The following is a 21,134-nucleotide window of genomic DNA, read 5'->3' on the forward strand; positions in this document are numbered from 1 at the left end:
GCCCGATCCACCTCCACCGCCGACAGTGCCCCGGACGGCGTTCGGCAACGCACCGGGCGGGCTCCAGCGAACGGCCGTCCGTCCCGTCCCAGGTGAGAGGCCCCGTCCGTCCCGTCCCGAGTAAACGACCGTCCGCCCCGCCCCGCATCTCGACGGGCGCCTGTTCAGCGCAAGGCCCGGCCGCGCCGCTCAGTCCTCGGGCCCCGGCCGCGCCGCTCAGTCCAGCGCCAGCCGCATCAGCGTCAGGTCGAGCCGGCGGCCGAACTTGATCCCGGCCTCCCGGATCGTTCCGGCGTGCTCGAACCCGAAGCGCTCATGGAGCCGGATCGACGCGCCGTTGCCCGACTCGATGCCGGCGATCACGAGGTGGTGCCCCGCCGCGCGCGCCGCCGCGATGAGCGTGCTGAGCAGCGCGGACCCGATGCCGAGCCCGTGTCGGCCCTCGCGCACGTAGACCGAGTCCTCCACCGTGTGCCGGTATCCCTCCAGCTCCCGCCACGGTGCGAACACCGCGAACCCCGCCACCTCGCCGTCCGTCTCGGCCACGAACGCCGAACCGCGCTCCAGATGCCGCGCCAGCCAGGCCGCACCCTCGGCGGGTGACTGCGCGATCTCGGTCCACAGGGCCGACGAGTGCTCGATCGCGTGGTTGCGGATCGCCCGCACCGCCTCCGCATCACCGGCGCACGCCGGGCGCACGGTCACCGGGCGGTCCCTCTCATATATTGGAAGCATGTCCAACATAGTAGAACCCCTGGTGGCAGGGATCGCGGCCCGGATCCGCGCCGAACGGGAACGGCGCGGCTGGAGCCTGGCCCAGCTCGCCGACGCGTCCGGGGTCTCCCGTGCCATGATCAACCGGATCGAGCGCGGCGAGAGCAGCCCCACCGCCGTCGTGCTCGGCAAGCTGTCCGCCGCCTTCCAGCTGAGCATCGCCTCGCTGCTCGCCCTCGCGGAGGGCACGGCGCCGGGGACCGCGGAGGAAGCGGGAGTGCGCCGTCGTACCGAGGCGCCCGAGTGGCAGGACCCCGCCACCGGCTACCGGCGCCGCCAGATCACCGGCGCGCACTTCCCCGCGGAGGTCGCCGAGATCCGGCTGCCCGCCGGGGCACGGGTGCCGTACCCGGCCGCGGCCTTCGCCTTCGTCCACCAGGTCGTCTGGGTCCTCGACGGCCGCCTGACCTTCCAGGACGGCGAGCACATCCATGAACTCGGGCCGGGCGACACCCTCGAACTCGGCGATCCCGCGCCGCGCGTCTTCGCCAACACCACGGACGCCGAGTGCCGCTACGTCGTCGTCCTGGCCCGCGGCACCCGGCCCTGACCCGCGCCCCTCAGTCCTCGCCGTGCTGGCGGCGGATCCGGGCGGCCACCTCGTTCTGCTCCGTCTCCCACCAGGGCCGTACCCGTACCGCCTCGGCCTCGTCGGACGGCGCCTCGGCCCGCTCAGCCCTCGACGCGGGGGGCGCCACCGGCGCGAGGTCCCGGTCCAGCCGCCGGTCCAGGGCCGCGGCCTGCACGCGTTCGGCGCGCGCCCACTGCGCCAGGATCGCCAGCAGGAAGGGCAGTGCGACCAGTTCCGCGATGCTCAGCATGGCGCCGCCACCGATCTGCTGGTCGTGCTGGACGTCCGGCGACCAGGCGGGCGCGTGATGCAGATACCAGGCTCCGGCGATCAGCGTGCCGTGCGTCATCACCACCAGGCCGGGCACCGCGTCGATGATGCCGTCCAGGAAGACCAGCGCCGCGCGCACCGGGTGACTGCACCACGCGGGCAGCGCCTCCTCGCGGGTGAGGACCGGTACGACGAACAGGCAGCCGGCCACCAGCAGGTGCAGGTACATCAGCTCGTGCAGCCAGCCGACGCGCAGGGCGGTGGCGAAGTACGGCGTGAAGTAGACCGTCAGCTCGGTCCCCAGCACCAGGGCCGTGCTGACCAGCGGGAAAGTGAGCAGTCGTACGACCCGCCCGCCCGTCACCCGCTGCACCCGCGCGGCGCCCTCGCCCGGCAGCGCCTCGATGGCGAGCCGCAGCGGATCGCCGAGGGCCAGGCCCAGCGGGGTGATGAGGTCCAGCAGGACGTTCTGCACCGCGGCCGGCCAGAACAGCACATGGTCGTAGACCGCGAGGCTCGACATGGTGGCCACCGCGAGGCCGCCGAGGCCCAGCAGGGTGAACGCGAGGATCCGGCCCGGCGACCAGGTCCCGCCCGCCCGGCGCACCCGCAGCACGCCCCAGCCGTACAGGCCGCCCAGGAGCGCGATCAGTATCAGCGCGGGCACGTCGATCTGCCACGACCCCAGCGCGCGTGCGAGTGTCAGCTCCGGCAGGCTCCCGGCCGCCACCACGGCCGTCGCGTGACCAGACATGGAAAAGCTTCCTCCACCTGCCTATAGGGAGCACACCGGACGACAGGTGACAGTAGCCGCTCGCGGCGCGCCCCGTCGCGGCAGGGTCGTGCGCAGCGGGCTCGGCCGGGCCCGGCCGAGCCCACCGAGATACCCGCATCGGCGACGTGCGGGTGAGCGCGTGATTGACGTCGTCATCCAAGGAGGCGACATCGCTGCCGGCGCCCCGCTGCAATCGGACGATCCGCGCCCTTCTGCTCCGGACTCACCCGCGCGAACACTGCCGCCGCCGCCTCGGCCAGCCCGCTCTGCGTCACGTCCAGCTCGCGCAGCACGCCCTCGCCGGGCCGCGCCGCCGGCCGGTCCGGTGTGCGGCAGGATGGGGCCGTGCCGACGAAACCGAGCAAGACGGACCGGGCGGACCGGATAGAACTGACCGAGGACGAACTGCGGGAGATCACGGGCTACGCGGCCGGCTGCGCTAGCAGGGTGCTGCACCTGTTCGAACAGAACATGCCCGCGGACCCCCGCCCCCGCGAGGCCATCGAGGCGGCACGCGCCTTCGCGGGCGGCGGACGCCGTACCCAGGCGCTGCGGCTGAGCGGCTTCGCGGCGTTCCGCGCGGCACGCGAGGCCGCGTCACCGGCCGCCGCCGACGCCGCCCGCGCGGCGAGCCATGCGGCAGGCGCCGCGTTCCTCCACCCCCTCGCCGACGCCCACCAGGTCAAACACATCCTCGGCGCGGCGGCCCACGCCGCCCGCGCACAGGAGCTGGCGGCCGACGAGGACCACACAGCCGCCGACGCGCTCGCGCAGGCACGCGCCCACGCCCCGGCCGCCGTCACCGCCGTCCTCGGGCGCCTGCCCGCGGCTCCGGCCGGGGGCGGGCGCGTGGGGGAGTACGTCCGGGTGTTGGACGCGGCGCTGCGCGAGTGAGCGGGGCACTGGGCGCCGATCGCCCCGGCGGCCCCGCGATTCAGGGCGATTCAGGGCGGTTCGGGACCGGAGACGGGGCGGGTCACCCCGCCTCGCGGTGCAGTACCCGCCGTGCCGCCTCGGCCTCGGCCGCCGGCGGGGAGAGTTCGTCCAGCGTGTCCAGTTCGTCGTCGGCCTCCAGTTCCCGTTCCCAGGCCGCGGCCAGCTGCTCCTGCTCGGCGCGCGGTTTCGCGCCGATGGCCGCCCGCTGGTCGGGATCCAGAGCCGCCATGAATCGTCCGATCGCGTCCGTCGGCATGCCGTGCTCCTTGTCGCGCGGAACTGCCCCTCTCAGCCCAGCATGGCCAACGGGGCGCCCGCCCGCCTCCCGGCGGCCGGTCAGACGGTCAGCTCCGTCCGCGCCGGTGCCGTGGTGGCGAAGCCGTGCCGGATGAACCACTCCGTGCCCATCACCCGCTTCCACTCCGGCCGGGAGAGACGGGCGAGCAGACCCGGCACCGCTCCGCGCTCCACCTCGGAGCGGTGCGCCAGCACGGCGGCGATCTTCCGCTCCAGCCAGGGGCCGACATCGACCGTCGCCGTGACCTGCTCGTCCGGAACGCTGTACGCCGTCTCCCGCTCCCCTACCACCTCCCGCAGCGCCGGCACGGCCGAGTGCGGATGGGTCGCCAGATACAGGGCGCGCGGCTGCCAGGGCGCGCCGGCGTCCGGATCGAACCGGGCAAGCCCGGCTGCCTGGACGGCGAGCACGGTCACCCGGTGCGTGTGCACATGATCCGGATGCCCCGTCACCCCGCCGTACGCGTCGTGCGTGACGACTTCCCTGATGCTTGGGTGAGTTCAAGCGTCAGGGGAGACAGCAGTTGAGCACGTGGCAAGTAGTGCGGGTACCGGATCCAGGCCGGTGGGGGACACTCCCTGCTGACGGGGTTCTGGGGGTACAGGATCTGCCAGAGGCGGTGGCCCGAATCGGGCTCAAACCGGGCGACCCCGTGTTTGTGAGGCCCGACGGAATGGTCGATGCGGGGCTTCTGAGTTTCGTCCGTTCGACCGAATTTCGGAGCATGCAACGCGAGTCGAAGCGGAACTACTCGACTGATATCCGGCTGTTGCTGGTTTTCCTGTCCTCGCGGGGCGTCGAGTGGTGGGAGGCGACGCAGCAGGATCTGGATGATTTTCGGGACTGGCGGTGTGAGGCACAGGAGAACCCGGAGCGGATCAGTGGGACGAAGTGGGACCGGGAGGCGGCTGCCTTCACGAAGCTGTTCCGGTGGGGGAAGGTGCGCCCGCTGCCGGTGGATGTGTCACGGCGGGAGGACCGTGCGGCGGACTCGGTGAGCTCGCGGGTGACGTGGCTGACGCCGCGGACCTGGGGCCTGTGGTCAGATATCGGCTTGCGAGGCCACACCCGAAGTGGCCTCTCGGCGCCGGGCTGGGACTCGCGGACGGAGATACGCAACACCGGCTTCGTCCAGCTGCTACTTTCTTCGGCTCTTCGCCGACAGGAGTGTGGATCCCTGTTGACGTTCGAGCTGCCCACCCAGCGGCTGCGGCATGGCCGTTACTGCCACGGCCGGATCGCGGGGGCAGTGACGCGGTCGAAGAACAGCCGGGTGTTTTACGCCTCGGTTGAGGCTGTCGGCCAGGTTGAAGCCTACGTTCAGTCAGAGCGGGCGTGGGCCGTCCAACGTGCCCAGGCCGCAGGCCGATACGAACGGCTGCCGGTGATGAGGCTGATCACGCAGGTAACCGGCGGGCTGAAGCCAAAGGTTGAGTGGGCTGACCTGAATGGTGTCGTCGGTGCAAGGGAGCTGAGTCGGCTCGACTGGCGGGAGAGGCAGTCATTGTTCCTGGAGGGACCGGAGGGGCCGGAGCCAGCCTATCTGTGGCTGACTGAGCAGGGCCTGCCTATGCCGCCCGAGCGCTGGAACGGGGTCTTCAGGACGGCGAACTTGCGCTGTGAGAAGGTGCTGCTCACCGAGAAGGAACGCAAGATCACCCACGACTTCCGGCTGGCGGACGTTCGGGGCAAGAGCCCGTATGCCACCCCGCACTCGGCCCGGCATTCAGCGGCGCTCTACCTACTGATCGTGCTGAACCGGCTGGTGGAGTCCCGTTACGGACTGTCGAAGGCGGAGAGACGGGACTTCGCGTTGTTGTTCGGTGACCCGTGGTGGCTGGTCAAGACGATTCTCGGGCACGCGGACGTGGAGACGACGAAGCGGCACTACCTCGCACCGGTGGCTCACCTGCAGCTGGAATCGATCCTCGCCATGGCCGACACCACCGACGGCCAGAACGAGCATGCCGATGATGTGGACGGTGTCTTCGCGCGCCTTGCCCAGGAGACGGTCGGGATCCAGGACATCGACCTCCTCCTTGGTGAGGTGGCCTCGTGAGGGGGCGGGGGCGTGAGGCCGTCCTGCCGCCGGCCGGTCACCGGGCCGAACCTCCGCTGACGCCGGATGGGCTCGTGGTAACGGTCACCAACAAGGCGGGGTTCAAAAAGGAGTATGACTTCGCCGAGCTGCCAGTGCCCGGGCCGATGCAGCGCTCCCTGGCTCGTGTGTTCGCGCACCGCTCCCGTGGCTGGACCAGCCACGGTACTGCCCGGAGCAATTGGATAAAGCTAGGATATTTTGCAGATTTCCTCTCTGCATTGGGCAGTCCACCGGATGATCTGGACAGCCTGACCGCCGCCATCATGCAAAGCTGGCGTGACGGGCTCATCAATACCAACTCCGGTAAGGGCACGCTGAGATCGGTCCGGAATCTGTTGCAGGGGGACCCTCGACTGGCCGCCGGACCGGTGGCGGAAGAACTGGCCCGCAGAATCCCCGCGCCGACGCCGACCAAGCAGTCTTATGAGCAGGGTGAACGGGACCGGGTAGTGCAGGCCGCTCAACGCCAGTTCCGGTCGGCCTGGCTTCGGATCGGTGAGAACACGCGTCTGCTGAACGCATGGCGGGCGGGCGACCTCCCTGAGGGCGCCCGGGAGTGGCGGCTAGGGAAGGTGCTCGACCACCTCGCCCGCACTGGCGATGTCCCTCGCACCCTTCACCCGGGTGGGCATGCCAGCGTGACGAATCGCGGATTGCTGGGCGGGAAAGGGGTGGATGCCTGGGGCCGACTGTTTCTGAGCCGAGGGGAACTCACCTCGCTGGCCGTGCTGCTGACTGACCGGTTCGGCTGGAACCTGTCCGTCTACGACCGGATCCCGGCGCCGACGACGGCGCCGTCGGTCGGCGAGACGGTGTCGGTGACGTATCAGGTCCAGGTCGAAAAGCGCAGGAGGGGAGGCGGACGGTGGTTCTCCACCGAGAACATCACCGATTCAGGGGCCGACTCCTCCGGGCGGCTGATCACTCAGGCCCTGGAGGCCACTGCTCACGGACGCGCTCTGGCCAACAGCCTGGTGCCCGGGCGTGATCTGCTGATGGTTGCTCGCTCCTACAATCTCGAGCAGGAGCATCTCGACCTGGACAGGCCCGCCCCGGTGGGTCCTCTGTCTTTCGGCGTCTCCGAGTCGATGATCCAGTACTGGGCCCGCGGCCATGGGCTGAGCGGATCTCCGTTTCAACGGGCCCGCCGGACAACAGTGACGAATGAGGGTCGTCCCCTACAGCACAGCCAAGGCACCCACGAGAGCGTCTACGTCCTGCCTGACCAGCGCATACAGCGTGCTTCGCGCGACGTGTTCGAAGCCGGCGCGCTCGAAGCCTTTGAACAGGCCAAGGCTGCCGTCTTCGGCGGGCAGATCGCGGACAACCCGGATCAACAGCACCAGGAGACGGCAACCGCGGACTGCGAGGACGAGACGTCCAGCCCCTGGCCAGCCTCTGGGGGCGGCTGCGGAGCGGACTTCCTGCTCTGCCTGGCCTGCCCCAACGCCCACGTCCACCCCGGCCACCACCCTCGGCTCGCCCACCTGCACGAGCAGATCCTGAGCCTGCGGTCCGTTCTGGACGACCGAACGTTCCACGAACGCTGGCGTGATCATCAGCTACGGCTGGAAGACCTCCGCTACAGGGTTGGCCCGGCCGCTTGGAAGGCGGCGCTGGCCCACGTCAACGACACCGATCGCACCATCGTCCAGTTCCTGGTGAAGGAAGACCTCGCCCTGTGACCAGCCTCGCCACCGAGAATGACCCGTACGTCCTGGCCATGCCCAGCTCCGCGAGCCCCGTGGTGTTGTCGCAGTGGATCAAGCCGGGCAACACGCACCCGAACGCCCGCTACAACGATCTCGTCTGGCCACTGGGCCCGCTCATCGACAACCCCGGCACCAGTCTCTGCGCAATCTTCTGGGAAAGGTGCCCCACATCCCTGCTCGGACAGGTGAAACTCGCAGCCTGGACGATGATCAACGGTCGGCTCCGGCCTACCTACCTGAAGGAACGGGGGGTCCGGGCCCGGGCCCGGACGTCCGCGGCAGTTATGCGTGCCACATGCAACGAATGGATACGTCTGGCGCTCTGGCTACACGAACGTCGAATCACCAGCCTCGGCGCATGCACCGAGGAAGTGTGGCGGATCTACATTTCCGAGCGCTGGGGCGCTGGCATCACCCGCGACCCTGCGAAGAGCATCTGCTCCAGCCTGACTGACCTTTGGGCGTTCGATCAGCTCAGTGCGCAGCCCACCGGCATTGCACGACCTCCATGGGAAACGGAGGGCCTCGACGACTTCCTTCCCGCAGATGACGGGTCGGCACACGGAGAGAACAGCACGGAGCCGCTTGACCCGCAGGTCCTCGGACCGCTGCTGCTCTGGTCGATTCGCTTGGTCGACGACTTCGCCGACGACATCCTCGCCGCCTGGGACGAGCGGTGTCACCTCGTCGCCACGGCAGCTGCCAACAGGGCCAGTGCAAAGACACGGGCAGCCCTGGAGGAGCTCCTGCTCCAGGCGGACGCCCCACTGCCCTCTGTCTGGGGTCGCGGCCGGCGAATGCTAGCCCGTGCTTACGTCGCTTCTCTCACCGGCGCGAGCCTCAGCCAGGTGGACCGATTCAACAAGCGGCATCAGCTCTCGACCGCCCTCAACGAACGACCGGGACCTTGCCCTTTGCAGGTACCAGTCACCGGGCGGATCAACGGGAAGCCCTGGCGCGAGCACATGGACTTCGACGAAAGTGCCGAACTTATGCGCCATCTCGGAACCGCCGCAGCGATCATCTGCCTGTACTTGACCGGCATGCGCCCCCAAGAGGTACAGGGTCTACGCGAGGGATGCTGCCCAGAGCCCGAACCCGCCGCTGACGGCGCTCCCCGACGACACCTGATCCGCAGCCACCACTACAAGAACGTCACCGACGACGAAGGCAGCGACATCTCCGCCGGAGAGGAGCGTGCTGTTCCCTGGGTAGCCATTACTCCGGTCGTCCATGCCATCCGGGTCCTGGAAAGAATGGTCCCTGAAAGAGAGCTCCTTCTCAGCTCCGCTCACCACGACTTCACCCACCAGCAGGGTCACCATGGCGCCCTGAAGAGCGGGACCCTGAACGAGCGAATCGAAGCATTCGTGGAATGGGCGAACTGCGAATCTGTCTCCCAGGGCCTGCCCGACCAGGTCATCCTCGCGGATCCACTCGGGGGAATCGGAGTGACCCGGTTCAGGCGAAGCCTGGCCTGGCATATCGCGCGCCGTCCCGGCGGGCTGATCGCTCTTGCGATCCAGTACGGCCACATGAGAACTCTGCTGGATGCTCGAACTTCCAGCGCTTACGGGTCCCGCAGCCGCGGTGGCATCCACAGCGTCCTCGACGTCGAGACCGCACTCGCCGCTGCTGACACCGCCCGTCTCCGCGATCAGGCCGCGGCAGGGGAGAAGATCTCAGGCCCGGCCGCCCGCCGGGCCATCACCGCCGCCGCAACGGCGCCACGGTTCGAGGGCCGCCTCGTCCCCGCGACCTTCGCGAAGAAGGCCGCCAAGTTCCTCGCCCGCGACGGCATCGTGCTCTATGACAACCCCGAGGCGTTTCTGATCTGCGCGTTCAAGCACGACAACGCGCTCTGCGAACCCGAGCCGGGCGCCACCGCCCCGAGGCAGTACGCCTGCACGGCCGGCTGCGGCAACACGGTCCGCACCGACACCCACGCCCTCCAGATGCGGCGGCGGGCCGACGAGATTGACCAACTGGCCGCCGCCTCGCCCGAGAAGATTGCCAAGCGTCTCCGAATCAATGCCAACAATCTTCGGGCCACGGCCGACGCTCACGACGCCGCCGCCCAGAGCGCCAAGGCCCTGACATGAACGAACAGACCCAAGACGAACGCACCCGCATCCGCGAGGCTATGGACCGGCTACTGGCCGGACAGGCCACCGTCTCCAACGGCGGCCTCACCGCCGTTGCGCTCGCCGAGGAGGCTGGCGTCCACCGCATGGCCCTCCACAAGCGGCACGTCGATCTGAAAAACGAGTTCTACCAACGTGTCCGCTCCGAGACCAAGCAGGTCCCGGAAAGCGAAAAGCGACTCCGCGAAACCGTCGCCAAACTCAAGGAGTCGCTGGCCAAGAAAGAAGCTGAGCTCCGGGAACTCCGTCAGCAGGTAACCCTGCTGACCCTCGCCAACGCAGTTCTGACCCAAAAGAACGAAGTCAAGAGTGAACCTCCACCTCTCCCGGACAATGTTTTTCCCTTCCGGCCACCGAACACCTGACCGATCCACCCACAGCGCCGCCCCGACCACCGTCACGTCGGGGCGGCTTCACTACATCTCGGGGGTTCATGCAGGACCTGGTTGGAGCTGAACAGATCAAGCCTCCGCGTGCTGCTCCTGGGAGGTTGAAGGAGACCAGCGTGAACAGCTTACGATCCACAGCTCTGAGCAATCGATCGCTACCTCAGAGTCTCCTCAAGTCGCCTCCGCAAGCCCTGATTGCCCATCAACATCAGCGACATGACTGCCGTCGATTGGGGTAACTTCCCAACTTGGATCAGTGCCGTTGGTTCCACCGGAGCCCTCAGCGCCACGATCAGCATCATCTGGCGAGATCACCGAAAAGCAGAGCGAGCAGACGCCTGTGCGGTGTCGTGCTGGGAGGTCTCTCTGCACGACCGCGACAGGGAGAAACTGCCCCCTCACAGCGACAATATCCACGTACAGAACAACGCGACGCGACCGATCTACGACATCGTCATCCTCATCTGGGACGGTGTCGCCGTTGAGTTCAAGATCGGACACATCATGCGGCGCGTCCTGGGCCCCAGCGAGACCTGTGCAGCCTACGTAGCACCTTCCGCCGACCCTTTCGGTCCCTCGCCTGTAGCTGTTGCCTGCCGTGATAGCGAAGGCAACTACTGGTTGCGAGACTTGTCCGCACAGACGCTACATTCGCGCAACCTCACACCGAGCACTCGCGAAAAGCGTCACTTCAGCCAACGTATGGTCAAACAACGACAGCGCAATGAGGAAGCAAACCAGCGGATTCAGCAAGAGCATCGCCCTGGAGACATGATCAGCCGCTCCGTCACGGCCCCACCCTGGAGGTGGCCACGGCGCTGGTGGACGCCACCGCGCACCCCCATTGGGTAGAGCTCAGTCTGCGTGCCACCGGCAGCGGACCCGACGGGGAGATAGGTGACACTTGCCTCCTGGCCGCCCCACGTAAGTGCCGCCGACAGTTCAGGTCCGCTCCGCAACATCACATCGATGAGGGCTGGCGGCCTGATGCGCCGGCCTCGTCAGTCAGCCTCGGACGGGATCCACGCGGCGGGTACGAGTGCTTGCCCATCGCGCCGACGCCACCGATGCACGACGTGGTCACTGAAGGCCGGATCTTCAAGGTCTGCGTGCTCCATAACGATGACCTGCAGCTTCCCATCGAGCCTGCGGAGCGTCCGGTGGATGGCGTTGAAGATGTTCAGAAGCAGGACCCGGTCATCACTCTCAAGCACCTCTTCGCCGACGTGATCGGGCGGGAAGTACACCTGCGAGGGTTGGTCGAGAATGAGCACGCCCGGCACAGGGCTGCCATTCTCGGCGAACCACTCGTGCAGGCTGAGGAGTGTGGCCACATGGTACCCGAGATGGTTGTCGCCGCTGCCCATATCCCTCAGGGGCACCGGCCCCTCTACGGTGTCAGCAACAACGGTGAGGCGGTTGACATCGAGGCGAATGGGTGAACTGGAGTGTTCCAGAGCGAGTTCGAGGGCCTTCTTCCTGATCTCCACGTTGATCAGTGACAGGAAGCTGGTCAGGCGGTCGCCTTGAACATCTTCGCTGAGGAGCGTCTCCAACTCGGCAATCCGTGCCCGAAGCTCTTCGGTTCGATCTTCCATCCTAGGGCCGACAGCGAGTTGGGCCGCCGTGTCCAGGTAAAGGCTGATACGGCCTTGCACTATGGCAGCACGTCGCACGTCGTCCGGCTCTTGGTCGAGGATCCGGGACGCTGCGGTGACCTCGTTGATCTCTTCCTGATTGCGGGCGAGTTCCGAGCGGAGTTCCTGAAGCTGGCCCTCTTCGTGGCTGATCATCCGTTCGATGGCGGGCGTGTCGCTGCGGATGGCGTGCAGGTCACCTTGGAGATGGAGTAGGTCGGCGGTCAACGCCATGACAGTGGCATGGGCGGATCTGACCGGGCTGTCGCAGACCGGGCACTGTTCAGCAGCGGATGCCTCTGGATCGCGCTTCAGCAGGCCAAGGGTGGCCAGCCGCGCGCGCTGCTCGTTGGCTTGGTCGGTGAAGTCACTGTTCTCCGTCAGGGCGGCCTTGAGGTCGGCGATCCGGACCCGTGCTCTACTGGCCCGACCGCGCAGCTCGGCACGGTGGGCGCGCAGAGCGGTGAGAGGGTCGTCGGTCCCGTCTGGACCCGGCTGTGGGCCCCTTTGGAGGAGTGCCTCACGCAGGAGGCGCAGGATACCTTCGGCGGTTGCCTCGTGGCCGTCGGGAGGGTCCACGAGACGGGCTTCGATGGCCTCGGTGAGCAGGGCCTGTGCCTGCCCGGCGGCAGGGGCAAGGTTACTCGCGGTGGCCAGCTTGGCTTCGTGGTCGGACAGATCCCGGCGAGCGAGGCGTAGCCGACTGCGGAGAAGTGCCTGCTCACGGTCTGTCGCGCCAAGGAAGTAGGGGATGACGCCGCGGATGGTGTTCGGCCTCCACTCTTCGCCTTGCGAGTGGAAGAGCACATCTTCGTTGGCGATCTCGTTCTGGGCCTGGAAGCAGAAGAACAGTGCATGCCGGACGGAGGGCGCGATGAGTGTTGCGCGGCCGACGGCGGGGACGCGGATATTGCGGTCGATGCCGCAGAAGTCGCTCAACAGCCCCTTGGCGACGTCCCTCGGTGTGACGAAGCGAAGCTCGTTCAGAGGCGGCGGCGGCGAGCCGGGCGTCTGGGAGAGGATGCAGAGGACGGTGCTGACGCCTCCCTTGGCTTCCGGGGCGCGGCGGGCGACAAAGAGCTGTTCTCCGGGTTTGACGAGGGTGATCGCGAACGTGCTGACGTATTCACGGACCTTGCCGGACTTCACTGGATAGCCTGCGCTGGCGAGGCAGTAGTCGATGATCGTCAACAGAGCGCTCTTCCCGCGGCGGGAGTCGCCGGTGACGATGTTGAGACTGCCTGGCTCGAAGGGCACGGTGTGCACCTGGCCCGGCTGCTTGCCGTAGATAGTGACCGCTTTGATCTGAAAGGTCACGGCTTGACTCCAAAGAGGGTCAGGACGGTGCCAAGACTGCCGGTGCTGGGAAGCCAGCGTCCGAGCATGAGGGCTGCCCGTTGGATGTCTACGGTCTGTGGTGTGCCACCACTAGGGGTCTTGGCCAGCGCGCGGGGCACGGGGATGAGGCCGACGGCCGTGCAGTGCAAGACGCGGGACTGAAGGGCGAACAGAAGACCTGGCCTGACCACGTCGGCGAGGAGCGCGGCGTTGCGGGACATCTCGACGCGCACATGCTCGTTCGCTTCGAGCCACCCCATCAGTCCAGTGCCAGTCGTTGCTGGCAGCGCTGCCCGGATGGCGGGCTGCAAAGCCATGACGCTGGCTGTCACAGCTACGGGAAGCGGGCAGGCGGCGGCGTATTCCTTGTCGTAGCCTTGAACAGCGCGGGTGCACAGGACCCCGGTGAACGCAGGGTTGTATAGGGCCCGTTCCTCACGACTCAGCTGCATCAGTGGGCCCCGGTCGGCTCAAGGAGCTCCATCAGGCGCGCGGAGAAGTCCGGGTGCCATCCGACTTTCAGTTCGTCGGCGAGCATGTGATAGGAGCCTTTGGTGACGAAGATTTCGTCACAATCTGCGCGAATCGGGAAGCGGGCCTCTCGATCGACCCAGCGGTAGATCAGCCTGGCTTCCTTCTTCTTCTCCGCTTCGGAAGCCTCGAACCCAAGGTCCTCCGCCATCTCGGCGAAACGCGACTGCCACTCCTCAACGAGCCGGCGCTCGTACTTACCAAGCTCGCCCGCACGCAGCAAATTCTCGGCGGACCAGCGGGAACGCTGGGTGAAGGCACGGACGTAGTCCCTCACCGCGAGACCGATCCGCTCATCTCCGACACCGATCAGCGCGAGCTGGCGGACAAACTTCCTGTCGGCTGAGTGGGAGGCGTCGGAAGTCATGTCGGAGATGTCGGAGTCGATCGGCAGGTTGTCGTAGCGGAACTGTCGCTGCAGGTCGGAGAGCCGCTCGTCGAATTCGATGCCGGTGACCGGGCTTCCCCCTGGGGTCTGCATCTGCTCGATCACACGGTCGTAGAACCAGCCTTCCAGCCTGGCAAGGAAAGCCTTCGCCGCATCGTGGCCGACCGCGAAGGCGGCGAGGCCCTTCAACGCGTCTCGGACCTCGGTGATGTCCTGAGTGCCTCCAAGGACTTCGACGCGGGAGATCAAAGACTGCTGGAGCGGCCTATCCCCCCGGTCCAGATCATCGAAGGCCTCAAAACACTTTGGAAGGGACCCCTTCTTCGCCTTCGACGCCTTACGGGCCTCGCGGAGCAAGTGCAGGGCGCGGTCTTCATCGCGATGCTGACTGCTTCGAGGCTGCAGGTAGAAGGCAGCGCTGCCTTCAGGGAGCTCAGCTGTCGTCAGCAGGAACAGCTTCGTCTCAGCGAGCGCGATCCGGCCGGACTTGGCGGCCTCCGCCCAGATCCGCAACGTCTTCCAGAGATCCTCGGACAGATCGGTCATGCGAACGCCTTCGGCGCGCTGCTTGAGCTGGATCAGGCTCCTATCCGGGCCCCGCTGGATTTCGATGTCGTCAGCTGCTTCGACCGCAACGTCCCAGTCCATGCCGCCGCTCATCCACTGCTCGATGCAGATGTGCAGCGCCTTCGCAAACTGAAAAAGGTACCCAAGTGCCGACGCCGACGCCTCGTACTGCTCACCCGTGTCTGTCATCGTCCACTCTCCCCCCAGGCCGACCCAGCGATCATTCCACGGAGGTGACCGCCGCGCACATAGCGATGCACAAAGCGGAGCAGCGGATTAAGGCGAACGGGACCACTTCACCCTTCTGGGCCCCCGCACGTTGACCTCTCCTCGGGCTACCAGATGCGGGGAACCAACCTGAACACATCCACTTGACAGGGAAGACGACGATCTCGGGGCGGAACGCGCGGATGTGCGCCACCAACCGCCGTACCGCCTCGTCCAGCGGCGCGTCGCAGAACCGGGCGCGGCCCGGCGCCGACCACGGCACCCGCGCGTCGGCGTACCCCAGCAGCCGGGGCTCCCCGGCACCGAGGATCCGCAGCGCCTCGGCCAGCTCCGCGGCGCGCCCGGTGTCCGCCGCCCACGTCGATGTGACGACCCCGGTACGGGCACCCGCGGCCGCGTGCCGGGCCAGCACCCCGCCCGCCGACAGCGACTCGTCGTCCGGGTGGGCGAACACCGCGAGCAGACTCGGCACGGACATGGACGGACCACCTTCGTCACGAGATTCCGGGGGACGGCTCACACCGGCCGCGCGTACACCGACCGCCCGCCACCATACGGACGGCGCACGGTCAGCGCGCTCACCTCGAACGACATCTCGCTCGTGGCCGGCTCCGGCGGCGGGTGGTAGCGCCCGGCGCACACCGAGAGGCCGACGATGAGATGGGCCCGCCACGCCTGCCCCACGCCCCGGTGGTCCGCGAACACCGAGGCGCCGTTCAGCGACCAGATCACACAGCGCGGCCCGAACTCCGTACGCAGGTCCACCCAGGCGCCGGGGCGGACCGCGTCGTCGCGGAGGTAGCAACTGGCGCTGCGCACCCGGTTGGTGAACTCCAGATGGTCGGGGTTGTCCACGTGGTACTCGAACACGTCCACCCCCTGGCCGCCGTCCCGCCAGGTCCGGATCGCAGGCCAGGCGCCGGTCTCCCGAGGCAGCCGCACCCGCGCCTCCAGCACATCACCCGGCTGCACGGTGAACCCCTGACGGCTGCCCTCCGTGGTCAGCAGCCCCGTGTCCCAACGCCCGTCCGCCCGGCGGGTGGCCCGGAAGACCCCCGAGCGGCAGTAGCCGGGGTCGGCCACCAGCCGGTCCAGCCGGTCCTCGTCCGGATGGGCCGGGCCGCCCCCCGGGAACGCCCGCGAACGGCCCGCGACCCACTGGGCCGTGGAGGCGAAGTCCGCCGTGAACACCACATCGGACGCGTCCGGGAATCGCGGGGCGGCCGATAAGGGGTCGCCCCGCGGCGGTTCGTCCATGCTCATCTCCATGACCGATGTCTCACCGCCTGGCGGCCGGTCATGCGCCCACGCCCCGACTCTTGCCCGGATCTACCCATCCGGGTGAACGACCGGTATGCCCTTCCCCGTTTCCGGGGCTGGTCCGGAGGTCCGGTCCGGCGGGGCCGCGCCGAACCGAACCCAAGCCTCCCGTACGGCTATTGCTCCGGCGTGTCGTCCTGCTCGGCCAGTCCTTCCGGGCGCCGTCCCCGCGGCTGCTGCGGCTCCGGGCGCACCGGCGTGGGCGGGACGGCGCGGTCCTGCGGCGCGTCCGTGGTCACGGCGACCGGGTCGCCGTAGTGGAGGATCGTCACCGGCTCGCCCTCCACCAGCCGGTACCGCACCTGCTGCGGACCGATGTCCACCTTCAGCCGGCGCCCGCGCACCTGCACCGTGAACACCACCCGTGACAGCGCCTCGGGCAACCGCGGCGCGAAGCCGAGCACATCCGGCCGCTCGTCCTTGCCGAGGTGCCAGCGCAGGCCCCCGAAACCGGCGACGAGAGCGATCCAGGTCCCGGCCAGCGAGGCGATGTGCAGCCCGTCGCGGGTGTTGTGCTCAAGATCGTCCAGGTCCATCAGCGCGGCCTCGGCGAGATAGGCGTAAGCCAGCCTGAGGTGCCCGGTCTCGGCGGCGAGCACCGCCTGGCAGCACGCCGACAGGGAGGAGTCGCGCACCGTCAGCGCCTCGTAGTAGGCGAAGTTGCGCGCCTTCTCCTCGTCGCTGAACGCGTACGGGCACTCCAGCATCGCCAGCACCACGTCGGCCTGCTTCACCACCTGCTTGCGATACAGGTCGAAGTAGGGGTAGTTGAGCAGGAGCGGGTAGTGCTCGGGCGGGGTCCGCTCGAAGTCCCAGCGCTGGAAGTGCGTGTATCCGGCGGACTGTTCGTGGACGCCCAGGGCGTCGTTGTACGGGATCGCCATCCGGGCCGCCGCGTCCCGCCAGGCCGCGGCCTCCTCGTCGTCCACCCCGAGTTCGTCGGCCCGGTCCGGATGGCGGATCGCCACGTCGGCGGCGGCCAGCAGGTTCTGCCGGGCCATCAGGTTGGTGTAGAGGTTGTCCCGCGCGATGGCGCTGTACTCGTCGGGCCCGGTGACCCCGTCGATGTGGAAGACGCCCTCCGGGTCGTGGTGGCCGAGGGAGCGCCACAGCCGGGCGGTGTCCACCAGGATGTCGAATCCCACCCCGCGTTCGAACGCCTCGTCGCCGGTCGCCGCGATGTAGCGGACCGTGGCCAGCGCGATGTCCGCGTCGATGTGGAAGGCGGCGGTCCCGGCCGGCCAGTAGGCGGAGCACTCGGCGCCGTCGATGGTCCGCCAGGGGAACGCCGCGCCCTGAAGGCCCAGTTGACGGGCACGCTCACGGGCCGCGGGCAGTGTGCTGTGCCGCCAGCGCAGGGCGGACGCCACCGTCTCGGGCGCGGTGAACGTCAGCACCGGCATCACATACGACTCGGTGTCCCAGAAGGAATGCCCGTCGTACCCGGTCCCGGTCAGCCCCTTCGCGGGGATCGCCCGGTTCTCGCCGCGGGCCGCCGCCTGGAGCACATGGAAGAGGGCGAACCGCACCGCCTGCTGGATCTGCGAGTCCCCCTCCACCTCGACGTCCGCCCCCGCCCAGAACCCGTCGAGAAAGGCCCGCTGCTCGGCGACCAGACCGTCCCAGCCGGTGCTGACGGCGACCGCCACCGCCCCGTCCACCTGATCGCGCATGCTCGGCAGCGAACGCTCCCCGGACCAGCCGTACGCCACGAACTTGACCAGCCGCAGCGGCTGTCCGGGCGTCAGGTCCGCGGTCACCGTCAGCCGGCTGACATCGGGCTCGCACTGCGCCGACCAGCGGGTGCTCTCGGGCCCCTCCACGAGATGGTCGGCCGCCGCGCCCACCCGCTGCCCGCTGCGTTCCGTGCGGTGCACCAGACGCAGCCGGGTGTCCTCGGCGTAATGCTCCTCCGCCGTCAGCGGGGAGCCGGTCGCGGCGGCCACGCGCGGATCGCCCTCGACATGCGGGAGCTGCTCGTTGGCGATCAGCTCGGACTGGATGGCCACCGAGGCCGGACCGTCCTCCGGCTCCACCTCGTAGACCACGGCGGCCACCGCGCGCTGGGTGAAGGACACCAGCCGCCGCGAGGTGATCCGGACCGTGCGCCCACCCGGCGAGGTCCAGCGGGCGGTGCGGCTGAGCACCCCGGAGCGGAAGTCCAGCACCCGCTCGTGGGACAGCAGCCGACCGTAGCGCAGATCGTACGGGTGGTCGTCCACCAGCAACCGGATCACCTTGCCGTCGGTGACGTTGATCGCCGTCTGGCCGGACTCGGGATAGCCGTACCCGGCCTCCGCGTACGGCAGCGGGTGCCGCTCGTGGACTCCGTTGAGATAGGCGCCGGGCAGCCCGTGCGGCTCGCCCTCGTCGAGGTTGCCGCGCCAGCCGACGTGCCCGTTGGACAGGGCGAACACCGACTCGCTCTGCGCGAGCACATCCAGGTTCAGCTCGGTCTCGCGCAGGGACCACGGCTCGACGGTGTAGCTGGGATGCGTGATCACGACGACTCCAGGAGTTCCGCCAGGTCGCGGACGACCACGTCGGCGCCGTGCGCCCGAAGCTGCTCCGCCTGCCCCACCCGGTCCACCCCCACCACCAGCCCGAACCGTCCCGCCCGCCCGGCCTCGACACCCGCGAGGGCGTCCTCGAACACGGCCGCCGCACCGGGTTCCACGGACAGCCCGCGTGCCGCCTCCAGATAGGTGTCCGGAGCGGGCTTGCCACGCAACTGCCGCTCCCGCGTCACCACCCCGTCGATCCGCTCGTCGAACAGGTCCGCGATACCGACCGCGGCCAGCACGTCCCGCGCGTTCGCGCTGGACGACACCACCGCGCGGGCCAGGCCTGCCGCGCGCACCTCGTGCACGAAGCGGACCGAGCCCTCGTACGGCTCCACGCCGTCCTCCCGGATCCGGCGCAGCACCAGCTCGTTCTTCCGGGCGCCCAGACCGTGCACCGTCTCGGCGTCCGGCGGATCCTGCGGTGAACCCCCGGGCAGCCGCACCCCGCGCGCCGCGAGGAACGTCCGCACGCCGTCCTCCCTGGGCCGCCCGTCCACGTACTCGTCGTAGTCCCGCACGGCGTCGAACGGCACGAACTCGGTGCCCTCCCGTCGCGCGCGTTCTCGCAGACAGGCGTCGAACATCTCCTTCCAGGCCGCCGAGTGCACCTTGGCGGTCTGGGTGAGCACCCGTCGAGATCGAACAGACAGGCGCGTACGTGTGCGGGAAGCCGGGGCATGCTCCGAGGCTAGGAGCCGGCGGCGACCGACGGCGAGGGGACACCGGCCCGGCACGCCGGAAGGCACCCGCTCGGTCGAGGCGCGCGCCGGGCGCATGGCAGGATGCGCGGATCATGTGCGCTGACTGGTACGTCCTCATCGAGGAAGACATACGGGAGACAAGACATCTGGAGGCCGTCGAGTTCCGGCTGCACCACTGGAAGCTGGCGGCCGCCCACCGCGTCCGGGGGGACGAGGAAAGGATCGCCGCCGTGGCCGAGGACGCGGCGCTGCACTACCTGCCGACCACCCTGGCCCGGCACGCCAAGCCGGGGGACCAGCCGGCCCGGCACGCCTTCCTCGCCCAGGACGGGTCATGGGTGGTCCTCGTCGGGCTGCGGGGGCACCAGTGCCACATACGCGTGAGCACGGCCCGGCTCATGCATGTGCGGGAGGAGAAGGAGACGCCGCCGAGGACGCTCAAGGAGATGCTCCGCGGCGCATGGGAGGGGCCGCCGCCCCCGGAGCGGCCCTGGTCCCCGCCGGCGGAGAACTGAGGGCGGATCGAGTCGGCGGAGAGGGCAGGACTCGAACCTGCGTGGACCCCGTGAAGGATCCGACCTTGAGACGCGCTCGCCGGTCCCCGATCAACCACTCCGGGCACCTCTCCTTGCTCCCGGTCCGGGGCGGTGTCCTGTTCGTGGGGCGGCCGGTGCGCAGGTCGGCCACGCCGTCCGTCACGGTCCAGCGCGCGCAATCCGCACGCGGGCCGGGCTCTTGACGAGAACGGCGGCCCCGGCGACGGCCCGCGAGCGGGGGGAAAGTAACCCGAAGGCCCCGGTCGGCTACCCCGTGACGAGCGCCTTGCCGTACACCGTGGAACTGCGGCGCACCGTCATCCCGATCCGCTCGTACAGCGGCAGCGCCCCCGTGTCCGAGTGGGTAAACAGGACGCAGCTCCGCTTCCCCTGGAGGTAGAAGGCGCGGAAGGCCTCCCGCAGCAGCAGCCGCGCGATGCCCCGGTCACGGTGGTCACGGCGGACCGCGACCCGCTCGACGTACCCTTCTTTGCCGACCGCGTCCGCATCCAGAGCCGGATCTCCCGGATCCAGCGACAGCACCGCACCGACCAGCCGGCCTCCCGCGAAGGCGAGCGGCGACGCCGCCGGTGCGAACGTGGCCCGTCCGACCGTGTGCCGTGCCCACTCGGCGTAGGGCTTGCGCCGCTGCTGCCACTCGTCGAACGCGTCCTCGGTGAGCCGGTACGCGGCCTCCTCGTCGCCCGCGCGGAACGCCCGTACCGTGATCCCGGCGGGCGGTTCCGGTACCTCCGGTTCCTCGGGCAGCGGCATCTCCAGCAGCCACTCGGTGACCATCTTGGCGTATCCGCCGGAGCGCAGCAGCGCCGTGGCCGCGAGATCGCTGTCGGAGACCGTCTGGGACAGCCGGTCTCCGCCCAGCTCCCGTGCCCGCGCCTCCGTCCAGGCGAGGAGCGCGGCGCCGAGCCCCCGGCCCCGGTGCTCGGGGTGCACATGGACGGTGGCGCGCCGCCCCCGCACCCAGCCCCACCCGGCCGGGTTCCCGCCGTGACCGGTGACCAGCACCGTGTCACACGCCGACTCGCCCCCGACCATGCCGAGATCGGCCGCGATGCGATCGGCGTCGGTCGTGGCCCGGCCGTGCAGCGCGCATTCGCACGCGGCGACCAGACGGTGCACCGCGTCGGTGTCCAAGGCGGTGGCCGGGCGGACCCGATACCCGGCCGGCCATGCTCCAGCAAGAGGATCAGCCATGGAAGAACCCTGCACCGGCACACCCCACCGGAAACAGGGGGAAGGCCCCCGGTCGACGGTGACGCCGGCCAGGGGCTCCCTTCGCCCGGCCGGTCGTGTGACAGGCGTGACGCCGGCCGGGGGTTTCCTCACACCCGCT

The 21,134-nt window shown here is 69.0% G+C and carries 18 protein-coding genes and 3 pseudogenes; 8 read left to right on the plus strand and 13 right to left on the minus strand.

Going from position 1 to position 21,134, the window contains the following annotated elements; translation table 11 throughout:
* Window positions 1–216: 216 nt before the first annotated feature.
* On the minus strand, window positions 217–735 hold the full coding sequence (locus tag ACE4Q9_RS32005; RefSeq protein WP_397988005.1) for a GNAT family N-acetyltransferase: 519 nt from the start codon (window positions 733–735) through the stop codon (window positions 217–219).
* Between ACE4Q9_RS32005 and ACE4Q9_RS32010 the strand changes: the two genes are divergently transcribed.
* Window positions 734–1,324 carry a helix-turn-helix domain-containing protein gene (locus ACE4Q9_RS32010; protein ID WP_397988006.1) on the plus strand — a complete coding sequence of 197 codons (591 nt, stop codon included), beginning with the start codon at window positions 734–736 and terminating at the stop codon, window positions 1,322–1,324. The genes ACE4Q9_RS32005 and ACE4Q9_RS32010 overlap by 2 nt on opposite strands.
* A 10-nt stretch (window positions 1,325–1,334) precedes the next feature.
* On the opposite strand, the gene ACE4Q9_RS32015 is transcribed toward ACE4Q9_RS32010, so the two are convergent.
* Window positions 1,335–2,369 (minus strand): cytochrome c oxidase assembly protein, encoded by a 1,035-nt coding sequence (locus tag ACE4Q9_RS32015; RefSeq protein ID WP_397988007.1) that lies wholly within the window; start codon window positions 2,367–2,369, stop codon window positions 1,335–1,337.
* Window positions 2,370–2,735: 366 nt separating this feature from the next.
* Here ACE4Q9_RS32015 and ACE4Q9_RS32020 point away from each other — a divergent pair, with 366 nt between their 5' ends.
* Window positions 2,736–3,284, plus strand: a complete 549-nt coding sequence (locus ACE4Q9_RS32020) for a putative immunity protein (protein ID WP_397988008.1) — start codon at window positions 2,736–2,738, stop codon at window positions 3,282–3,284.
* A gap of 82 nt (window positions 3,285–3,366) precedes the next feature.
* Here ACE4Q9_RS32020 and ACE4Q9_RS32025 read toward each other — a convergent pair whose 3' ends face one another.
* Window positions 3,367–3,582, minus strand: coding sequence for a hypothetical protein (locus ACE4Q9_RS32025; RefSeq protein ID WP_397988009.1), 216 nt, complete (start codon window positions 3,580–3,582; stop codon window positions 3,367–3,369).
* Between the two features lie 80 nt (window positions 3,583–3,662).
* Window positions 3,663–4,055, minus strand: coding sequence for a hypothetical protein (locus tag ACE4Q9_RS32030; RefSeq protein WP_397988010.1), 393 nt, complete (start codon window positions 4,053–4,055; stop codon window positions 3,663–3,665).
* A 293-nt stretch (window positions 4,056–4,348) separates the two neighbouring features.
* Between ACE4Q9_RS32030 and ACE4Q9_RS32035 the strand changes: the two genes are divergently transcribed.
* The 5 genes from ACE4Q9_RS32035 (at window position 4,349) to ACE4Q9_RS32055 (ending at window position 10,822) form a co-directional block, all read left to right on the plus strand.
* A complete protein-coding gene (locus ACE4Q9_RS32035) occupies window positions 4,349–5,683 on the plus strand; it encodes an integrase (RefSeq protein ID WP_397988011.1) in 1,335 nt (444 codons plus the stop codon).
* A 74-nt stretch (window positions 5,684–5,757) separates the two neighbouring features.
* The gene (locus ACE4Q9_RS32040) at window positions 5,758–7,410 is read left to right on the plus strand and encodes a hypothetical protein (RefSeq protein ID WP_397988012.1); all 1,653 of its coding nucleotides are present in this window, start codon (window positions 5,758–5,760) and stop codon (window positions 7,408–7,410) included.
* 38 nt (window positions 7,411–7,448) lie between these two features.
* Window positions 7,449–9,539, plus strand: a complete 2,091-nt coding sequence (locus tag ACE4Q9_RS32045; protein ID WP_397988290.1) for an integrase — start codon at window positions 7,449–7,451, stop codon at window positions 9,537–9,539.
* Window positions 9,536–9,946, plus strand: a complete 411-nt coding sequence (locus ACE4Q9_RS32050) for a hypothetical protein (RefSeq protein ID WP_397988013.1) — start codon at window positions 9,536–9,538, stop codon at window positions 9,944–9,946. Before ACE4Q9_RS32045 ends, ACE4Q9_RS32050 begins: the two co-directional genes overlap by 4 nt.
* A gap of 240 nt (window positions 9,947–10,186) precedes the next feature.
* Entirely contained in the window at window positions 10,187–10,822 is a 636-nt protein-coding gene (locus ACE4Q9_RS32055) for a hypothetical protein (RefSeq protein ID WP_397988014.1), read from the plus strand.
* A 149-nt stretch (window positions 10,823–10,971) separates the two neighbouring features.
* Here the strand turns inward: ACE4Q9_RS32055 and ACE4Q9_RS32060 are convergent, their stop codons facing one another.
* The 7 genes and pseudogenes from ACE4Q9_RS32060 to ACE4Q9_RS32090 all read right to left on the minus strand — a co-directional run bounded on the left by ACE4Q9_RS32060 (window position 10,972) and on the right by ACE4Q9_RS32090 (window position 19,222).
* A complete protein-coding gene (locus ACE4Q9_RS32060; RefSeq protein WP_397988015.1) occupies window positions 10,972–12,924 on the minus strand; it encodes a DUF3732 domain-containing protein in 1,953 nt (650 codons plus the stop codon).
* Window positions 12,921–13,397: a three component ABC system middle component gene (locus tag ACE4Q9_RS32065; RefSeq protein WP_266847205.1), complete on the minus strand. Its 477-nt coding sequence runs from the start codon at window positions 13,395–13,397 to the stop codon at window positions 12,921–12,923. Before ACE4Q9_RS32065 ends, ACE4Q9_RS32060 begins: the two co-directional genes overlap by 4 nt.
* Window positions 13,397–14,620, minus strand: coding sequence for an ABC-three component system protein (locus ACE4Q9_RS32070; RefSeq protein WP_397988016.1), 1,224 nt, complete (start codon window positions 14,618–14,620; stop codon window positions 13,397–13,399). The genes ACE4Q9_RS32065 and ACE4Q9_RS32070 overlap by 1 nt, the downstream gene beginning before the upstream one ends.
* Before the next feature lie 193 nt (window positions 14,621–14,813).
* Window positions 14,814–15,137 (minus strand): annotated as a pseudogene (locus tag ACE4Q9_RS32075) (PIG-L deacetylase family protein); the annotation flags it as partial.
* Window positions 15,138–15,175: 38 nt separating this feature from the next.
* A complete protein-coding gene (locus ACE4Q9_RS32080; RefSeq protein WP_397988017.1) occupies window positions 15,176–15,916 on the minus strand; it encodes a beta-glucanase in 741 nt (246 codons plus the stop codon).
* A gap of 179 nt (window positions 15,917–16,095) precedes the next feature.
* Window positions 16,096–18,483 carry a glycoside hydrolase family 65 protein gene (locus ACE4Q9_RS32085; RefSeq protein ID WP_397988018.1) on the minus strand — a complete coding sequence of 796 codons (2,388 nt, stop codon included), beginning with the start codon at window positions 18,481–18,483 and terminating at the stop codon, window positions 16,096–16,098.
* Window positions 18,480–19,222: pseudogene (locus ACE4Q9_RS32090) on the minus strand (beta-phosphoglucomutase family hydrolase). Before ACE4Q9_RS32090 ends, ACE4Q9_RS32085 begins: the two are co-directional and overlap by 4 nt.
* A 114-nt stretch (window positions 19,223–19,336) precedes the next feature.
* Between ACE4Q9_RS32090 and ACE4Q9_RS32095 the strand changes: the two are divergent.
* Window positions 19,337–19,759 (plus strand): hypothetical protein, encoded by a 423-nt coding sequence (locus ACE4Q9_RS32095; protein WP_397988019.1) that lies wholly within the window; start codon window positions 19,337–19,339, stop codon window positions 19,757–19,759.
* A gap of 16 nt (window positions 19,760–19,775) precedes the next feature.
* Here the strand turns inward: ACE4Q9_RS32095 and ACE4Q9_RS32100 are convergent.
* Window positions 19,776–19,872: pseudogene (locus ACE4Q9_RS32100) on the minus strand.
* Window positions 19,873–20,047: 175 nt separating this feature from the next.
* Window positions 20,048–20,995: a GNAT family N-acetyltransferase gene (locus tag ACE4Q9_RS32105; protein ID WP_397988020.1), complete on the minus strand. Its 948-nt coding sequence runs from the start codon at window positions 20,993–20,995 to the stop codon at window positions 20,048–20,050.
* Between the last annotated feature and the right edge of the window lie 139 nt (window positions 20,996–21,134).

The organism is Streptomyces sp. AM6-12, from assembly GCF_044327085.1.
Classification (GTDB): Bacteria; Actinomycetota; Actinomycetes; order Streptomycetales; family Streptomycetaceae; genus Streptomyces.

Excerpts from the sequence above, each read along its gene's own strand:
- ACE4Q9_RS32045 (WP_397988290.1), top strand. The coding sequence starts at position 7,449 with ATGCCCAGCTCCGCGAGCCCCGTGGTGTTGTCGCAGTGGATCAAGCCG.
- ACE4Q9_RS32035 (WP_397988011.1), top strand. The coding sequence starts at position 4,349 with ATGCAACGCGAGTCGAAGCGGAACTACTCGACTGATATCCGGCTGTTG.
- ACE4Q9_RS32025 (WP_397988009.1), bottom strand. The coding sequence starts at position 3,582 with ATGCCGACGGACGCGATCGGACGATTCATGGCGGCTCTGGATCCCGAC.
- ACE4Q9_RS32050 (WP_397988013.1), top strand. The coding sequence starts at position 9,536 with ATGAACGAACAGACCCAAGACGAACGCACCCGCATCCGCGAGGCTATG.
- ACE4Q9_RS32070 (WP_397988016.1), bottom strand. The coding sequence starts at position 14,620 with ATGACAGACACGGGTGAGCAGTACGAGGCGTCGGCGTCGGCACTTGGG.
- ACE4Q9_RS32005 (WP_397988005.1), bottom strand. The coding sequence starts at position 735 with ATGCTTCCAATATATGAGAGGGACCGCCCGGTGACCGTGCGCCCGGCG.
- ACE4Q9_RS32010 (WP_397988006.1), top strand. The coding sequence starts at position 734 with ATGTCCAACATAGTAGAACCCCTGGTGGCAGGGATCGCGGCCCGGATC.
- ACE4Q9_RS32015 (WP_397988007.1), bottom strand. The coding sequence starts at position 2,369 with ATGTCTGGTCACGCGACGGCCGTGGTGGCGGCCGGGAGCCTGCCGGAG.
- ACE4Q9_RS32095 (WP_397988019.1), top strand. The coding sequence starts at position 19,337 with ATGTGCGCTGACTGGTACGTCCTCATCGAGGAAGACATACGGGAGACA.
- ACE4Q9_RS32065 (WP_266847205.1), bottom strand. The coding sequence starts at position 13,397 with ATGCAGCTGAGTCGTGAGGAACGGGCCCTATACAACCCTGCGTTCACC.
- ACE4Q9_RS32080 (WP_397988017.1), bottom strand. The coding sequence starts at position 15,916 with ATGGACGAACCGCCGCGGGGCGACCCCTTATCGGCCGCCCCGCGATTC.
- ACE4Q9_RS32105 (WP_397988020.1), bottom strand. The coding sequence starts at position 20,995 with ATGGCTGATCCTCTTGCTGGAGCATGGCCGGCCGGGTATCGGGTCCGC.
- ACE4Q9_RS32055 (WP_397988014.1), top strand. The coding sequence starts at position 10,187 with ATGACTGCCGTCGATTGGGGTAACTTCCCAACTTGGATCAGTGCCGTT.